General features: G+C 66.5%; 17 protein-coding genes. 9 read left to right on the top strand and 8 right to left on the bottom strand.

The annotated features are described in order from the left end of the window. Nucleotides 1-19: 19 nt before the first annotated feature. Together olsB and N5C91_RS05120 are read left to right on the top strand one after the other, a co-directional pair. On the top strand, nt 20-775 hold the full coding sequence (gene olsB, locus N5C91_RS05125; RefSeq protein WP_236172946.1) for an L-ornithine N(alpha)-acyltransferase: 756 nt from the start codon (nt 20-22) through the stop codon (nt 773-775). Continuing rightward, on the top strand, nt 775-1,545 hold the full coding sequence (locus N5C91_RS05120) for a lysophospholipid acyltransferase family protein (protein WP_236199327.1): 771 nt from the start codon (nt 775-777) through the stop codon (nt 1,543-1,545). Before olsB ends, N5C91_RS05120 begins: the two co-directional genes overlap by 1 nt. Before the next feature lie 163 nt (nt 1,546-1,708). Here the strand turns inward: N5C91_RS05120 and N5C91_RS05115 are convergent, their stop codons facing one another. Together N5C91_RS05115 and N5C91_RS05110 are read right to left on the bottom strand one after the other, a co-directional pair. Continuing rightward, nucleotides 1,709-2,569 carry a universal stress protein gene (locus N5C91_RS05115; protein WP_233298936.1) on the bottom strand — a complete coding sequence of 287 codons (861 nt, stop codon included), beginning with the start codon at nt 2,567-2,569 and terminating at the stop codon, nt 1,709-1,711. Nucleotides 2,570-2,644: 75 nt separating this feature from the next. Then, nucleotides 2,645-3,238: an ACP phosphodiesterase gene (locus N5C91_RS05110; RefSeq protein WP_279828293.1), complete on the bottom strand. Its 594-nt coding sequence runs from the start codon at nt 3,236-3,238 to the stop codon at nt 2,645-2,647. A gap of 265 nt (nt 3,239-3,503) precedes the next feature. On the opposite strand from N5C91_RS05110, the gene N5C91_RS05105 reads away from it, so the two are divergent. Genes N5C91_RS05105 through N5C91_RS05095 form a run of 3 tightly spaced genes read left to right on the top strand, consistent with a single transcriptional unit; the run spans nt 3,504 to nt 6,128 of the window. After that, the gene (locus tag N5C91_RS05105; RefSeq protein ID WP_236172949.1) at nt 3,504-3,833 is read left to right on the top strand and encodes a helix-turn-helix transcriptional regulator; all 330 of its coding nucleotides are present in this window, start codon (nt 3,504-3,506) and stop codon (nt 3,831-3,833) included. 48 nt (nt 3,834-3,881) lie between these two features. Then, entirely contained in the window at nt 3,882-5,045 is a 1,164-nt protein-coding gene (locus N5C91_RS05100) for an MFS transporter (RefSeq protein WP_279828292.1), read from the top strand. A gap of 33 nt (nt 5,046-5,078) precedes the next feature. Continuing rightward, nucleotides 5,079-6,128: an alkene reductase gene (locus N5C91_RS05095; RefSeq protein WP_279828291.1), complete on the top strand. Its 1,050-nt coding sequence runs from the start codon at nt 5,079-5,081 to the stop codon at nt 6,126-6,128. 326 nt (nt 6,129-6,454) lie between these two features. Here N5C91_RS05095 and N5C91_RS05090 read toward each other — a convergent pair whose 3' ends face one another. The 4 genes from N5C91_RS05090 to N5C91_RS05075 form a co-directional block, all read right to left on the bottom strand. Then, nucleotides 6,455-6,724, bottom strand: coding sequence for a FeoC-like transcriptional regulator (locus N5C91_RS05090; RefSeq protein ID WP_279828290.1), 270 nt, complete (start codon nt 6,722-6,724; stop codon nt 6,455-6,457). After that, nucleotides 6,724-9,018 (bottom strand): Fe(2+) transporter permease subunit FeoB, encoded by a 2,295-nt coding sequence (gene feoB / locus N5C91_RS05085; RefSeq protein WP_236199324.1) that lies wholly within the window; start codon nt 9,016-9,018, stop codon nt 6,724-6,726. Before feoB ends, N5C91_RS05090 begins: the two co-directional genes overlap by 1 nt. Nucleotides 9,019-9,024: 6 nt before the next feature. Next, nucleotides 9,025-9,252 carry a ferrous iron transporter A gene (feoA, locus tag N5C91_RS05080; RefSeq protein WP_024762599.1) on the bottom strand — a complete coding sequence of 76 codons (228 nt, stop codon included), beginning with the start codon at nt 9,250-9,252 and terminating at the stop codon, nt 9,025-9,027. A gap of 190 nt (nt 9,253-9,442) precedes the next feature. Further along, nucleotides 9,443-10,282, bottom strand: coding sequence for an ATPase (locus N5C91_RS05075; protein ID WP_236172954.1), 840 nt, complete (start codon nt 10,280-10,282; stop codon nt 9,443-9,445). A 254-nt stretch (nt 10,283-10,536) separates the two neighbouring features. Between N5C91_RS05075 and N5C91_RS05070 the strand changes: the two genes are divergently transcribed. Further along, nucleotides 10,537-10,827: a hypothetical protein gene (locus tag N5C91_RS05070; protein WP_236199638.1), complete on the top strand. Its 291-nt coding sequence runs from the start codon at nt 10,537-10,539 to the stop codon at nt 10,825-10,827. Between the two features lie 108 nt (nt 10,828-10,935). On the opposite strand, the gene N5C91_RS05065 is transcribed toward N5C91_RS05070, so the two are convergent. Further along, entirely contained in the window at nt 10,936-11,925 is a 990-nt protein-coding gene (locus tag N5C91_RS05065; RefSeq protein WP_279828289.1) for an NAD(P)-dependent oxidoreductase, read from the bottom strand. Nucleotides 11,926-12,128: 203 nt separating this feature from the next. On the opposite strand from N5C91_RS05065, the gene N5C91_RS05060 reads away from it, so the two are divergent. Continuing rightward, the gene (locus N5C91_RS05060) at nt 12,129-13,190 is read left to right on the top strand and encodes a trans-acting enoyl reductase family protein (protein WP_279828288.1); all 1,062 of its coding nucleotides are present in this window, start codon (nt 12,129-12,131) and stop codon (nt 13,188-13,190) included. On the opposite strand, the gene N5C91_RS05055 is transcribed toward N5C91_RS05060, so the two are convergent. Then, on the bottom strand, nt 13,177-14,082 hold the full coding sequence (locus N5C91_RS05055) for a LysR family transcriptional regulator ArgP (protein WP_279828678.1): 906 nt from the start codon (nt 14,080-14,082) through the stop codon (nt 13,177-13,179). The genes N5C91_RS05060 and N5C91_RS05055 overlap by 14 nt on opposite strands. A gap of 92 nt (nt 14,083-14,174) precedes the next feature. Between N5C91_RS05055 and N5C91_RS05050 the strand changes: the two genes are divergently transcribed. Then, on the top strand, nt 14,175-14,597 hold the full coding sequence (locus N5C91_RS05050) for an ACT domain-containing protein (RefSeq protein WP_279828287.1): 423 nt from the start codon (nt 14,175-14,177) through the stop codon (nt 14,595-14,597). A gap of 3 nt (nt 14,598-14,600) precedes the next feature. Next, a complete protein-coding gene (locus tag N5C91_RS05045) occupies nt 14,601-15,203 on the top strand; it encodes a LysE/ArgO family amino acid transporter (RefSeq protein ID WP_236172958.1) in 603 nt (200 codons plus the stop codon). Nucleotides 15,204-15,277 lie beyond the last annotated feature (74 nt).

Here is a 15,277-nt window from a genome sequence, read left to right as displayed (position 1 = left end):
GGTTCACGGAGGCACTCGCATGAGTCAGATCGCCCTCTCCTGTGACACCCCGGCAGAACGCCGTCTCAAGGCCGTGCGTCTGCGCGGCGCCCGCGCCCTGCGCGAAGCCCAGGCCCTGCGTTACCGCGTGTTCAGCAGCGAGTTCGATGCCCAGCTCAAAGGTGCGGACCAGGGGCTGGACATGGACGACTACGACCGTCACTGCGCCCACATCGGCGTGCGCGACCTCAACACTGGAGCGCTGGTGGCCACCACCCGCCTGCTCGACCACCGCGCCGCCCAGCGCCTGGGGCGCTTCTACAGCGAAGAGGAGTTCGCCCTCGACGGCCTGGACAACCTGCAGGGCCCGGTGCTGGAAATCGGCCGTACCTGCGTCGACCCGGACTACCGCAATGGCGGCACCATCGCCGTGCTCTGGAGCGAGCTGGCCGAAGTGCTGAATGAAGGCGGCTACCGCTACCTGATGGGCTGCGCCAGCATCCCGATGCGCGACGGCGGCATCCAGGCCCGCGCGGTGATGCAGCGCCTGCGTGACCGCTACCTGTGCCAGCAGAACCTGCGCGCCGAGCCGAAAACCCCGTTGCCGCAACTGGACGTGCCGGACAACCTCACCGCCGAGCTGCCGCCGCTGCTCAAGGCCTACATGCGCCTGGGCGCGAAGATCTGCGGCGAGCCCTGCTGGGACCCGGACTTCGGCGTCGCCGACGTGTTCATCCTGCTCAAGCGCGACGAGCTCTGCCCGCGCTACGCCCGCCACTTCAAGGCGGCGGTCTGATGCGCCGCCTGCGTGCCTGGCTGCGCGTCTCCCGCTTGCTGATGCTGTTGCTGGTAGGCCTTGCGCTGGCCAGCTTCGTCAGCCTGCTGGAGCGCCTGCCCGGCGGTGACCGGATGCCCTTGCGCCAGCGCCTGACGCGCTGGTTCCTGGCGCGCTTGTCCGGCGCCCTGCCCTTTGAGCTACAGGTGCACGGCGAGATGCCCGAGCAACCGATGCTGTGGGTGTCGAATCATGTGTCCTGGGTCGATATCCCGCTGCTGGGCGGCCTGCTGCCGCTGACCTTCCTGTCCAAAGCCGAAGTGCGCCAATGGCCCGTCGCCGGCTGGCTGGCGGAAAAGGCCGGCACATTGTTCATCCGCCGGGGTTCTGGCGATTCGCGAATGATCAATGCACAGCTCGCCACCCAACTGTCGCGCGGCCGTTCACTCCTGGTTTTCCCCGAAGGCACCACCACCGACGGCCAGGGCCTGCGCACCTTCCACGGCCGGCTGATGGCCAGCGCCATCGAGGCCGGCGTGCCGGTGCAGCCAGTGGCGCTGCGCTACCGGCGCAACGGGCAGGCGTGCGAGCTGGCGCCCTTCATCGGCGACGATGATCTGGTCAGTCACCTGAAGCGCCTGTTCGACAATGATCGGGGAATCGTGGAAGTCCATCTGCTGCCGGCACTCTCCAGTGCCCACCAGGACCGCAACCTGCTGGCCAGGCAGGCTCACGCCGCGATCCACGCGGTGGTGTGCGAGCGTCAGGGAGAATCGGCCATCGCGGCCTGAGGCCCGCTGGCAAGGCAGCGGAAGAAAGCGAAGAAGGGTTTGGAGCCCGCCGTAACCTACGGCCGGCGGGTTCCCACTCTGACGAAACAGCTTTCAAACTGCGCCGGGCGGCACCCTCGAGCAGCCCGGTGAAGCCTGAAAACAGTCTCCAGACGCCGCAGGCTCAAGCCTCCGGCGGCACGACCAGGATGTCACAATCCAGTTCGCGCAGAGCGTAGTCGGCAACACTGCCGATCAGGGCACGCTTGATCCCCCCCATACCCCGAGTACCCATGACCAGCAGATCCGGCCGATGCTTGTCGACCATCCGCTGCAACACGTTGCCCGGCAGCCCGACGGCCACCAGTTGTTCATCGATGCGCTCTTCCAGGTGCTGGTCGTGGAGGAACGTCTTCAACTCCTCCACCGCCTGGCGCGATTCGCTGCTGACAAATTCGTCGATGCGCTCCTCGCTGACTCCGGAGTACTGCATCATGCCCTTGGCCAGCGGGCTGAAGGCGTAGACGCCGCGGCGCACGGCGCCTTCCAGCAGGCCCAGGTCATTGGCCACTTCCACCGCGTGGGCCGAGGCCGGCGAGGTGTCCAGGGCGATCAGCAGGTCGCGGTACTGGCCGCCGGCCGGCTGGTTGACCACCAGCACCGGCAATTGCCCGGCGCGCAGCACTCGCTCGACGGTGGTACCAACGAAGATGTCGCGCAGCACGCTCTTGCGGTGCGCACCCATCACCAGCATTTCGCAGTTCAGGTTCTTCGCTGCGGCGAGGATCTTCTGGTTCGGATCGCCGCGCTCCACCAGCAGTTTCGGACAGGTGCCACCCATTTCGGTGAGTTCGACCAGACGCGCTTCGAGCATCATGCGCACCTGGGTAACTTCCTGCTCGACCAGCGCCGACGGCTGGTCCTCATCGACCACGTAAAGCACGGTCCAGGGGCAGGCGTAGCGCTTGGCCAGCGCTGCCGCACGGTGCAAAGCCTTTTCGGAACGGCCGGACAGATCCGTTGCGACCATTAGCGACTTCATCATGCTGCTCCTCTCGTCGTCCTTCAGATGTGTCTATTGCACACGCTATGGGCCGCCGGGCGGTTGACGCATATCAAGTCAGGCCGGACCGTCCATCGATTTCGGCGGATTTCTGACGAACTCCTGAAGTTCGGGATAGAACTCACGGAAGTCCTCGCTCAGCGGCTGGTAAAGACGATCCAGCTCCTCCCAGGCGCCATCCAGCAGGGACGGCCGCGACAGGCGCCGGGACATGCCGGCGACCACATCCTGCAATACCTCGAACTGCCGATAGCTGCCGAGCCAGTCCTGCGCGGCCATGCGCGGTGCAATGCGCGCCAGACGCTCGGGCAGGCCGGGCGTGCGGCCCAGTACACCGTAGACCCGTTGGGTGAAGTGCTCCAGCGGCTCACCGGAGAAACGCTCCCAGTCGCGCGCCAGGCAGTGGTCGTAGAACACGTCCAACAGCACGCCAGCCATGCGCCGGCGCTCGCTGGGGAAGCGCGACTTGGCACTGTGTATCAAGGGATGACTGTCGGTGAAGGCGTCGATGCGCCGGTGCAGGCGGATACCCGCCTCGATCTCGGCGGGCCATTGCCCGGCGAGCGGGCCTTTGACGAAATCGCCATACAGGCTGCCGAGCAGTTGGGCGGGCCGGTGGCCGCCCAGGTGGAGATGCGCGAGGTAGTTCATGAGCTGAGCTTAGCGCGGACCGATGCTCTTCTGTAGGAGCAAGCTTGCTCGCGAACCGAGAAAGCTCGGAGCCAAGGGGTTCGCGAGCAAGCTCGTTCCTACGAAGAGCAGGCTCGGAGCGGAGGCGGAATCATCGTGGACCGAGTCCGCTCCTGCGTCAGCTGGGTAATATCATCGGTGTTGATCATTACTATCGCGCCAAACGAATTCATATCGTTTTTGACCGATATATAGTTCGTCTCAACGCGATATACCGATGTGCCCCATGACTGAACAACTCCCTCTCGATCCTGGTATCGACCTCGACGAAATCTTCAAGGCCCTGGCCCACCCGGTGCGGCGCGACATGCTGCACTGGCTCAAGGACCCGGAGCAATTCTTCGTCGAGCAGGAACACCAATCCTTCGAGATCGGCGTCTGCGCCGGCAAGTTCGACCAGCGCACCGGTCTGTCGCAATCCACCGTTTCCGCGCATCTGGCCACCCTCCAGCGCGCGGGACTGGTGACCAGTCGAAAAGTCGGCCAGTGGAATTTCTTCAAACGTAATGAAGAAACCATCCAGGCCTTTGTTCGCCACCTGAGCGAAGCGCTGTAACCCGGCTACTGCCAGCCAAGACAATTTCAACTCTCCAGGAGCAGGCGCATGCCCACTTCGCTTCTCGTCCTCGCTTTGTCCGCGTTTGCCATCGGCACCACGGAATTCGTGATCATGGGCCTGTTGCCCGAGGTTGCGAGCGACTTGTCCGTAACCATTCCGGCCGCCGGCTGGCTGGTCAGCGGCTACGCCTTCAGCGTCGCCATCGGCGCGCCGATCATGGCCCTGCTGACGGCCCGACTGCCGCGCAAGACTGCCCTGCTGATGCTCATGGGCATCTTCATCCTCGGTAATCTGCTCTGCGCGGTGGCTGCCAATTACGGCCTGCTGATGCTGGCGCGGATCATCACCGCGCTGTGCCACGGCGCCTTCTTCGGCATCGGCTCGGTGGTCGCCGCCAGCCTGGTACCGGCCAACCGCAAGGCTTCAGCCGTAGCCCTGATGTTCACCGGCCTGACCCTGGCCAACGTCCTCGGCGTTCCGGCCGGCACCGCGCTTGGCCAGGTCGCTGGCTGGCGCTCGCCGTTCTGGGCGGTGACCCTGATCGGCGTCTTCGCACTGATCAGCCTGTGGCGAGTGCTGCCCAAGCAGCACGATGAAGAAGCGGTGGACATGCGCAAGGAAGTCTCCGCGCTGCGCAACGGCCCGCTGTGGCTGGCGCTGGGCACCACCGTGCTGTTCTCCGCCGCGGTCTTCGCACTGTTCACCTATGTCGCGCCGCTGCTGGGCGAAGTCACCCGGGTCTCGCCGCGCGGCATCACCTGGAGCCTGGTACTGATCGGCCTGGGCCTGACCCTGGGCAACATCATCGGCGGCCGCCTGGCCGACTGGCGCCTGGGCACGACCCTGGCCGGCGTGTTCGCCACCATGGCGGTGGTTTCCACCGTGCTGAGCTGGACCAGCGCCGCGCTGATCCCGGCCGAAATCACCCTGTTCATCTGGGCCGCTGCCGCCTTCGCCGCAGTGCCCGCCCTGCAGGTCAACGTGGTCCGCGTCGGCGGCGCCGCACCGAACCTCGTCGCCACCCTGAACATCGGCGCCTTCAACGTCGGCAACGCCATCGGCGCCTGGGTCGGCGGCAGCGTCATCGACCACGGCCTGGGCCTGACCCGCGTGCCCCTGGCCGGCGCCGTGCTCTCCGTACTCGCCCTGCTCGCGGTGATGATCGCGTTCAGCGGCAAGCCCAACCAGACCCAAACCGTCCTCGACTGATCCTCCACCCTCACCCCGTATTGGAGTAACGCAATGACCACGCTTTTCGATCCCATCGTCATCGGTGACCTGGAACTGCCCAACCGCATCATCATGGCCCCGCTGACCCGCTGCCGCGCCGACGAAGGCCGTGTGCCCAATGCCCTGATGGCCGAGTACTACACCCAGCGCGCCGACGCCGGCCTGATCCTCAGCGAAGCCACCTCGGTGACCCCGATGGGCGTGGGTTACCCGGATACCCCCGGCATCTGGTCCGACGACCAGGTCCGCGGCTGGACCAACATCACCAAGGCCGTGCATGCCAACGGCGGTCGCATCTTCCTGCAACTGTGGCACGTGGGCCGCATCTCCGACCCGCTGTACCTGAACGGTGAAACCCCGGTGGCACCGAGCGCCATCAAGCCCGCCGGGCACGTCAGCCTGGTGCGTCCGATCAAGGAGTTCGTCACCCCACGCGCCCTGGAAACCGAAGAGATCGCCGACATCGTCGAGGCCTACCGCGTCGGTGCCGAGAACGCCAAGGCCGCCGGCTTCGACGGCGTGGAAGTGCACGGTGCCAACGGCTACCTGCTCGACCAGTTCCTGCAGAGCAGCACCAACCAGCGCACCGACCAGTACGGCGGCTCCGTGGAGAACCGCGCGCGCCTGCTGCTGGAAGTCACCGATGCGGTGATCGGCGTCTGGGGTGCCGGCCGCGTCGGCGTGCACCTGGCTCCGCGCATGGACTCCCACGACATGGGCGATGCCGACCCGCTGGCCACCTTCGGCTACGTGGCCAGCGAGCTGGGCAAGCGCGGTGTGGCGTTCATCTGCACCCGCGAGAAGGCTGCTGACGACAGCATCGGCCCGAAACTGAAGGAAATCTTCGGTGGCGTGTACATCGCCAATGAGCGCTTCACCAAGGAAACCGCGACCGAGTGGCTGCAAAGCGGCAAGGCCGATGCAGTCGCCTTCGGCATTCCGTTCATCGCCAACCCGGACCTGGTGGCCCGCCTGCAGAAAGGCGCCGCCTGGAACGAGCCGCATCCGGAAACCTTCTACGCCAAGGGCCCGGTCGGCTACCTGGACTACCCGCGCCTGTAAGGGCCGGCTCCAGCGCCAACGAAAAGGGCGCCTTCTCGCGAAGGCGCCCTTTTCATTTCTGCGCAAGGCAATAACCCAGCGTAGGAGCGGACTCCGTCCGCGATCGATTACCGGCGACTCCGAGTACGCCTATCTCACATCGCGGACAGAGTCCGCTCCTACGCTGGTCCACCCGGGGTTGTTCGCGAGCAAGCTCGCTCCTACAAAAACGCGCCAGATTCTGCGTCGGAGCGCTTCGTAGGATGGGTGGAGCGCAGCGATACCCATGCTGTCGGCGCGATGCGTGATGGGTATCGCTTCGCTCCACACCATCCTACGGTCCGGAGTCAGGGGGTGATCCAGCGCAAGGGGGCGGGATCGTTGCGACTGGAAAGGCGATACCCCGTCGTCGCGCACCGCGTCGCCTCCGCGCAACCATTGCAACTCCCGCAGGCCGCCGGTTCGGGCGCGACTTTTTCCACCACGCCCAGCGCCAGCAGCCGCTCCAGCAACGCCTCGAGCAACGCCCTGGAAGCGCCGAGGCGTTGGGCGAGGGTCGGTACATCGGCCTCGCCCAACTCGCCCAGCAGGTTGCGCAGCGCGATTGCCGTGGCCATCAGTGGCAGCTCCCCGCCGGGGCCGCGCGCAGCTCGCGCTCGCCATCCAGTTCCAGCCCACGCCGACCAATCCAGCGCAGGATCAGGAACAGTACGAGGTTGAACACCAGCACCACACCGATCGCCACCGCGCTGTACTGCGGATGTTCGGCGAAGCTGAACACCTGGTAGCAGAGGGTCGCCAGCGAGTAGGCGACGTTGAGGCCCCAGAACACCGCGAAGGTCATCCAGCCACGGCCGCTTTCCCGGGTCAGCGCGCCGAGGGTAGCTACACAGGGCACGTAGAGCAGCACGAAGACGAGGTAGCTGTAGGCGGCCAGCGGGCTGCCGAACTTGGCGGCGAAGGTGCCCATGGAGCCCTGCTCCATCTCGCCGTCGGCCATGCTCGCGGCAACCGGGTTGGCCAGCACACTGAGGCTGAAGGAATCACGCAGGCCATCCAGCGTATCCGCACCGGCCTGCTTCAGTTGGCCCCAGAGGTCATAGCCGTCGGCGTCGAAGGCTTCGCCCTGGATGTGCTCGGCGGTGTACAGGGTATTCAGCGTACCGACCACCACTTCCTTGGCCAGCGCGCCGGTAACCAGGCCGACCGTGGCCTGCCAGTTGTCCTCATGCACGCCCATGGGTTTGAGCAGTGGCGTGACCTTGTGGCTGAGGCTGGAGAGCGCCGAGTCGGCGATGTCGCCCTGCACCGGGCGGCCGTCGAGGGTGACGCTGTTGAGGCCGCCGATCACCAGGCTGACCAGGATGATCACGGTGCCGGCGCGGACGATGAAGGCGCGCAGGCGCATCCAGGTCTGCAGCAGCAGGCTGCGCAGGTGCGGCACGTGGTACAGCGGCAGTTCCATGACGAAGGGTGAGGCTTCGCCGCGCATCAGCGTGTGCTTGAGCAGCAGCCCGGTGAGTACCGCGACGACGATACCCAGCAGGTACAGCGAGAAGATCGCCAGTGCGCCGTTCTGGCCGAAGAAGGCAGCGGCGAACACGGCGAAGATCGCCAGTCGCGCGCCGCACGACATGAACGGCGCCATCATCGAAGTCATCAGGCGCTCGCGCGGGTTGTCCAGGGTGCGGGTGCCCATGATCGACGGCACGTTGCAGCCGAAGCCGACGATCAGCGGCACGAAGGACTTGCCCGGCAGGCCGAGGGCCTGCATCAGGCGGTCCATGACGAAGGCCGCGCGGGCCATGTAGCCGGAGTCTTCCAGCAACGCGAGGAACAGGTACATCAGGCCGATCTGCGGGATCAGCGGCAGCACCGCGTTGATACCGCCGCCCAGGCCCTGCGCCAGCAGCGCAGTCAGCCAGTCCGGTGCGCCCGTGCGAGCGCCCAGCCACTGGATGCCGTCGATGAACAGCGCCGAGGAACCCTGGTCGAAGATCGGCTGCAGCGCTCCCCCCAGGGTAATGGCGAAGAAGAACATCAGGTACATCACGAAGAGGAACACCGGGATACCCAGCCAGCGGTTCAGCGCGATACGGTCGAGCATCTGTGTCAGGCGATGCGGTGCTGCCTCGCGATGGTTGCTGGCACGCTCGCAGAGTTCGCCGATCAGCCGGTAGCGCGCGTCCACCAACAGCAGTTCCGGGTCTTCGCCGCAGGCGCAGCGGATCGCGTCCCGGGCAGCCAGCAGGCTCGCCGGGTCGAGCTTGAGCTGCCGGGCGCTGTGCAGGTCGCCTTCCAGCGCCAGCAGAACCATCCAGGCGTGGGCCGGTGGCGCGTCGGCGGGCAGCAGTTGGCTGATGGCGTTGCGCAGTGCGGCGGGATAGGGCACTTGCAGCGGCGGCTGTGCCGTCACGCCATCGATGGCGTCCTTCAACGCATCGATGCCTTCGCCGCGGGTCGATACCAGCGGCACCACCGGGCAACCCAATTCCCGCGCCAGCGCCTCGCGGTCGATGTTCAAGCCCTGGCTGCGGGCGATATCGAGCATGTTCAGCGCCACCACGCAGGGCAGCCCCATCTCGCGCAGTTGCACAGTGAGGTAGAGGTTGCGTTCCAGGTTGGTGGCGTCCACCACGTTGACCAGCACGTCCACCTCGCCATCGACGATGCAGCGCCGGGCGATCTGTTCGTCCAGCGAGGCCTGGGTCGACAGCGTGGTCAGCGAGTAGGTGCCGGGCAGGTCCACCAGGCGCACGTTATGGCGGGCGGTGCGGAAGTTGCCTTCCTTGCGCTCCACGGTAACGCCGGCCCAATTGCCGACGCGCTGGCGCGAGCCGGTGAGCTGGTTGAACAGGGTGGTCTTGCCCGCGTTGGGATTGCCGATCAGGCCGATGCGCAGTTCGTCCATGCTGGATCAGTCCTGCGCTTCGAGCTGGAGAAAGGCCAGGTCGCGACGGCGCAGCACCAGGCTGCACTGGCGGGTGTCCACCTGCACCGGGTCGCCCAGCGGCGCCACGCGGCGTACCTTCAGTTCGGCGCCCGGCAGCAGCCCCATGGAGAACAGCCGCTGGCGGAAGGCGGCGCCGATCCCGGGCCGGTAGCCGGCGATGCGGTACCGGCGTTGCGCTTGAAGATCGTGCATGGGAAGCCTCCGGGCGAAAGATCGAACAACGGGAGAATCGGAATGACTCTCATTTGTTAGCGATTATTCGCCTCGAAGCCGGCGCTGAAACTGATTCAAGACAAGAATTACCGTCACTACCCCCAAAGAGGGATGGCTAATAAAAAGCCCCCGGACCTTTCGGTGCGGGGGCTTTGCGGTTGCAGGCCGATCAGCGGGTGCTGATCTGCTGCTGGAGGTTCTGCATCTGCTGTTGCAGGGTGTTGATGTTGCGCATCACCTGGATGCGGAACACGTCGAACTCCTTGGTATCGCTACTGGCCTGGCCCTGGCGGCCATCGACCTCGGCGCGCAGCAGCATCAGGTCGTCCTGGATGCTCTTGATCGCCTGGCTCTGGTTGCCCTGCTTCTTCAGGTTGGCGATCTCGGTGTTCAGCGCCTGGATCTGCTGGTTGGCAGTGGCGAGGTCGGCCTGCACGTTCTTGAACTTGGCCTGTTCATCGGAAATGGTCTTGAGCTTGCCATCCAGCTGGGCCACCAGTTGCGCGGCATTTTCCTGTTGCGCCTTGAGGTCGTCGCTGATCTGCGCCAGGCGCTTGCCCTGGGCGCCATCGAACTCCGACAGGGAAGTCTGCTGGGCCTTGGCCTGTTCGGCCAGGCGGCCCTGCAACTGCTTGACCTGCAGCTTCAGCGCTTCGCGGTCGCTCATGCCGTTGGATTCGTTGGCGACGAACTTGCCGCGAATGTCGTCCAGGCGACCGGCGGCCTCCTCGCTGATCTTGGCGAAGCTTTCCTGGGTGGCGATCAGTTGCTGTTCCATCAGCAACAACTGCTGGTGGCTCCACCAGCCGACGCCGGCCAGGGCGATGGCCATGGCCGCGACCAGCGCCCACAGCGCACCGGTACCGCCGCCACGCTTCACCGGCTGCGGCAGCGGGCGGCCGTTGGGCTCGACCACGCGGCGCGGGTGATGACCGAACTCGTCGCGGTCGGCGGCGTCGGTGGACAGGTGGGGCACATCATCGAATTCGTCGAACGTGTCGTTACGCATGGAATGAACCTGTGGGGATAAAGCGGCGTGTTGCCTGCGCAGGGCGCAGTATATCCGTTCGCGTGACACTTCAGAGCAGCGTGCCATCACAGGGCGTCACGCACCTCGTCGGCGCATAGAAGACCCGTGCCGGAAGTCACAGTTCCCCAGGCAGGCCGCCAATAGTGGCTTTGCGACATCGTGGCACGCCCCTTGCTCCCGCTCCCGTTACTTGGCGCCGCTTTGGCGCCCTTCGCGGGGGAGGAAGTCGGGTGATCGAACTCAACAAGGCCATCCTGGATTGCATGCGCGAATTGCGCCGTCGTCTGCGTGAAGAACAGGCCGTGGAAATCCAGTACCAGCAGAGCGACGCCATCGAGCGGATGCTACGCGCCTGCGCCGCCTCCATCTGCGAGGAGACGCGCCAGATGGGCGAACGCCTCAGCCAGTTGAGCGGCGTGCAACTGCCGCGCGTGGTACAGGAACCGAGCTTCCTGCCGATGCAGGGCGGAGGCGACCAGCAGTACTCCGGCCCGCTGCGGGGCGGTGCTCGCGCACCACGCTAGGCAGAGAATGCTCTCGTAGGAGCGGACTCCGTCCGCGATTGATCCGCATCGCGCTGGACGATATCGCGGACGAAGTCCGCTCCTACAGTTCAGCGTCGGAGCGAGCCTTTACACGCCGCGCAATCTCCACCAGTCGCAAAACTCATCCAGCGCATCCCACAGGCTGTTCTGCGGGTCGTAGTGGAGGTACTCGCGGGCGCGGGAGATATCCAGGGAAAAATCCTTGGCCATCACCGCCATGCCCAGGCGATGCAAGGTCGGCTCCGGACGACCGGGCAGCACCTTGCACACGCCCTCGTTGAGCAGCGCCAGGTTGTAGGCCAATCCGTAGGGCATGTGCCGCTCCACCGGCTGCATGTCGAGCCGACGCAGCACGTAGTTCACCACGTCCCACAGCGGCAGCGGCTGGCCGTTGCTGATGTTGTAGGCGTGGCCGAGCGCCTCGTCGCCGGCCATCAGGCTGGCGAACAGGGCATCGTTGAGGTTCTGGATGCTGGTGAAGTCCACCTTGTTCAGGCCCTTGCCGATGATGCGCAGGCGGCCCTTGCGGTGTGCGGCGATCATCCGCGGGAAGATGCTGGTGTCGCCGGCGCCGGTGACGAAGCGCGGGCGCAGCGCCAGCACCTCCAGGCCGAATTCCTGCGCGCCGAGGGCAACCAGTTCGGACTGGTACTTGGTCGAGCCGTAATGGTTGGCGAAGCGCTTGGGCACCTGCTGCTCGCTGATGCCCACATGGGACTGGCCATCGAAGTAGATCGACGGCGACGACAGGTGCACCAGGCGCCGCACCTTCTGTTTCAGGCACGCCTCGACGATGGACTCGGTCATCACCACGTTGGCCTGGTGGAAGTACTCATGGCTGCCCCACACCCCCACCGCGCCGGCGCAATGCACCACGGCATCGACGCCGCTGCACAGCGCGCGCACCAGCGCCGGGTCCGCCAGGTCGCCGGCCATGAACTCGGCGCCGCGCGCCACCAACGGTTGCAGCGCCTCCTCGCGGCGTCCGTTCACCCGTACCGCCAGGCCCTGCTCCAGGGCGAAGCGAGCGAAACGCCCGCCAATGAACCCGCTGGCTCCGGTGACCAGAATCTTCATGCACGCCACTCCTGTTTTTATTTCCGGCGACTCTACCAGCCACCGCACGCTACCACTCTGGCCTTGCACGCCAGAAACGAATCCTTGCAGACCGCAGCCGCCCACCAGGGTTGCACGACTTGCGATCGGCGACAGGTACACGGCAGTTGCGACTACCCTAGAGGCATTCCATCGATCCTCTCTGAACCGCGCGAGGCCACAGCATGAGCAAGCCCCACTGGATGATCTACGGCGCCAACGGCTACACCGGCCGGCTGGTGGCCGAGCAGGCGCAGCGCGAGGGCCTGACACCGATCCTCGCCGCTCGCAACCCGGCCAGCCTGCATGCGCTGGGCAGTTCACTGGGACTGGAATGCCGGGTATTCGACCTGAACGACAGCGCCGCCGCCCTGGCCGCCCTGGAGGATGTCGCGGTGGTCGCCAACTGCGCCGGGCCGTTCTCCGCCACCGCCGCGCCGATGATCGAGGCCTGCATCGCCAGCGGCGCGCACTACGTCGATATCACCGGGGAAATTTCCGTCTTCGAGTACGCCCACGGCCTCGACGAAGTGGCACGCACGGCGGGCGTGGTGCTCTGCCCCGGCGTCGGCTTCGACGTGATCCCCACCGACTGCGTCGCCGCCTGCCTCAAGGAAGCCATGCCTGACGCCGCGCACCTGGCGCTGGGTTTCGACAGTGGCAGCGGGCTCTCACCGGGCACCGCCAAGACCACCGTGGAAGGCCTCAAGCTGGGCGGCAAGGTGCGCGAAGCCGGGCGCCTGCGCGACGTGCCGCTGGGCTACAAGCGCCGCGACATCGACTTCGGCCGCGGCCTCAAGCACGCCGTGACCATTCCCTGGGGCGACGTGGCGACCGCTTACTACTCCACCGGCATCGGCGACATCGAGGTCTACCTGCCGGTGCCGCCGGCCGCCGCCATCGGCATGCGGGTGATGGATTCCTTGCGCCCGCTGCTGGGCCGCGAGCGCGTGCAGGACTGGCTCAAGGAACAGGTGGACAAGCGCGTCCAGGGCCCTGACGAGCTGGCCCGCAGCAAGCTGCGCACCTGGGTCTGGGGTGAAGTGCGCAACGCCCGTGGCGAGCGCCGCACGGCGCGCCTGGAAACCGCCAACGGCTACGACGTGACCATCCACGGCGTGCTCTTCGCCGTGCGCCATCTGCTGGCCAATCCGAACAGCGTCGGCTACTTCACGCCGTCGAAACTCTTCGGCGCGCGCTGCATCGAGCAGTTGCCGGGCAGCGGGCAAATCGTCATTCGCGGCTGATCGGCACCATCAGCCCCGGCGCCTTCGCCAGCAGGTGCCGGGTCAGCGCGGCGAGCAGTTCGCCGCCGTTGCGCCAGTGGTGCCAATACAGCGGCACGTCGATCACCCGCCCCGGCAACATGTCCACCAGCTCACCGCGTTCCAGCTCGCCGCGCACCTGCTGCTCGGGCACCAGGCCCCAGCCCAGGCCGCCGCTGGTCATGCGCACGAAGCCCTCGGAAGACGGGCACAGGTGGTAGCTGAAGTGGCCGTCCACGCCCAGGTCCTTCAGGTAGCGATGCTGCAGTTGATCGTCGGGGCCGTAGACGATCGCCGGGGCGCGCACCAATCCCGCCGGCGTGACGCCCTTGGGAAAATGCCGGGCGATGAATTCCGGGCTGGCCAGCCCGCGATAGCGCATCGCGCCCAATGGCTCGCTGCGGCCACCGGCCACCGGGCGCGGACTGGCGCAGACGCAGCCGGCCACCTCACCGGCGCGCATGCGCTTGAGGCCGACCTCCTGATCTTCCACCACCAGATCCAGCAGCACGTGGCGCTCGCCGCAGAAATCACCGACTGCGTGGGCCCACCAGGTCGCCAGGCTGTCGGCATTGAGCGCCAGGCGCAGGCGCTCGGGGGCGGCGCCATCGTCCAGCGCGGGCACCCATTGCTGCAGGTCGCCCTCCAGCAGGCGCACCTGCTGCACGTGGTTGAGCAGGCGCTGGCCGAGATCGGTCGGCTGCGGCCGCGCCGCGCGCACCAGCACCGGTTGGCCGACCCGCGCCTCGAGCAGCTTGATGCGCTGGGAAATCGCCGACTGCGACAGCCCCAGTACCTGGGCGCCACGCTCGAAACCGCCCTGCTCCACCACGGCGGCCAGGGCGGCGAGCAGCTTGTAGTCGAACATGATCAGTTTCCCTAATGAGATATCAGCAGTATTGGTTTTTCTTATACAGGTCAAAGCCGGACAATCGCCAGCATTCCCCACTTCGGACGAACCTACCCATGGCTGGCGAAACTTCCCTGGCTGCGCTGCTGCGCGGCATGACCCCGGTGCTCAATGACGGCGAATATGTCTACTGCACCCTGCCCGACGGAAAGCTGCCCGCCGGCCTGCAGCCACTGGGCAGCTTCCGCGAAAGCGAAGGGCTGACGCTGATCCTGCCGCGCGCCGAAGCCGAACAAGCCGGGCTGAGCTTCGATTACGTGGCCGCCTGGCTGACCCTCGAAGTGCACTCGGCGCTGCAGGCCGTCGGCCTCACCGCCGCCGTGGCGACTGCGCTGGCCAGGGCCGGGATCAGCTGCAACGTGGTCGCCGCCTGGTACCACGACCATCTGTTCGTTGCCCACGCCGACGGCCCGCGCGCGCTGGACGTCCTGCGCGCGCTCGCGCTCGATCCCCCCGCCCTGAATGAAGAGGTGGTCTGAATCATGTGGCAGAGCTATCTCAACGGCATCCTGGTGGCCGCCGGGCTGATCATCGCCATCGGCGCGCAGAACGCCTTCGTCCTCGCCCAGAGCCTGCGCCGCGAGCATCACCTGTCGGTGGCCGCGCTGTGCGTGGCCTGTGACGCCATCCTGGTCAGCGCCGGGGTGTTCGGCCTGGCGAAGATCCTTGCCGAGAACCCGACGCTGCTGGCCATCGCCCGCTGGGGCGGCGTCACCTTCCTGGTCTGGTACGGCCTCAAGGCGCTGCGTCGTGCAGTCGCACCCGAAGCCATGGCCGACGCCGGGGAAACCGGCCCGCGTTCGCGCCGCACCGTTCTGATGGCTGCGCTGGCGGTGACCCTGCTCAACCCCCACGTCTACCTCGACACCGTGCTGCTGATCGGCTCCCTCGGTGCCCAGCAGGCTGCCCCCGGCGCCTACGCCATGGGCGCGGCCAGTGCCTCGCTGATCTGGTTCTTCACCCTGGCCTTCGGCGCCGCCTGGCTCGCGCCCTGGCTCGCGCGGCCGGCCACCTGGCGCCTGGTGGACCTGATGGTCGCCGTGATGATGCTGGGGATGGCGGCGCAACTGGTGTTCGCCAACTGATTCAGGCCGTGCGGGAAATCAGTCCGAACCACGTTCCGTCATCCCGGTCGGTATAGAGTGAGGGCCGGGCGCCG

The organism is Pseudomonas sp. GD03903, from assembly GCF_029840045.1.
In the GTDB taxonomy this organism is placed as follows: domain Bacteria; phylum Pseudomonadota; class Gammaproteobacteria; order Pseudomonadales; family Pseudomonadaceae; genus Pseudomonas; species Pseudomonas pseudonitroreducens.
The sequence above is the reverse complement of the archived record's forward strand: the minus strand, read 5'-3'. Positions and strand labels throughout refer to the sequence as shown.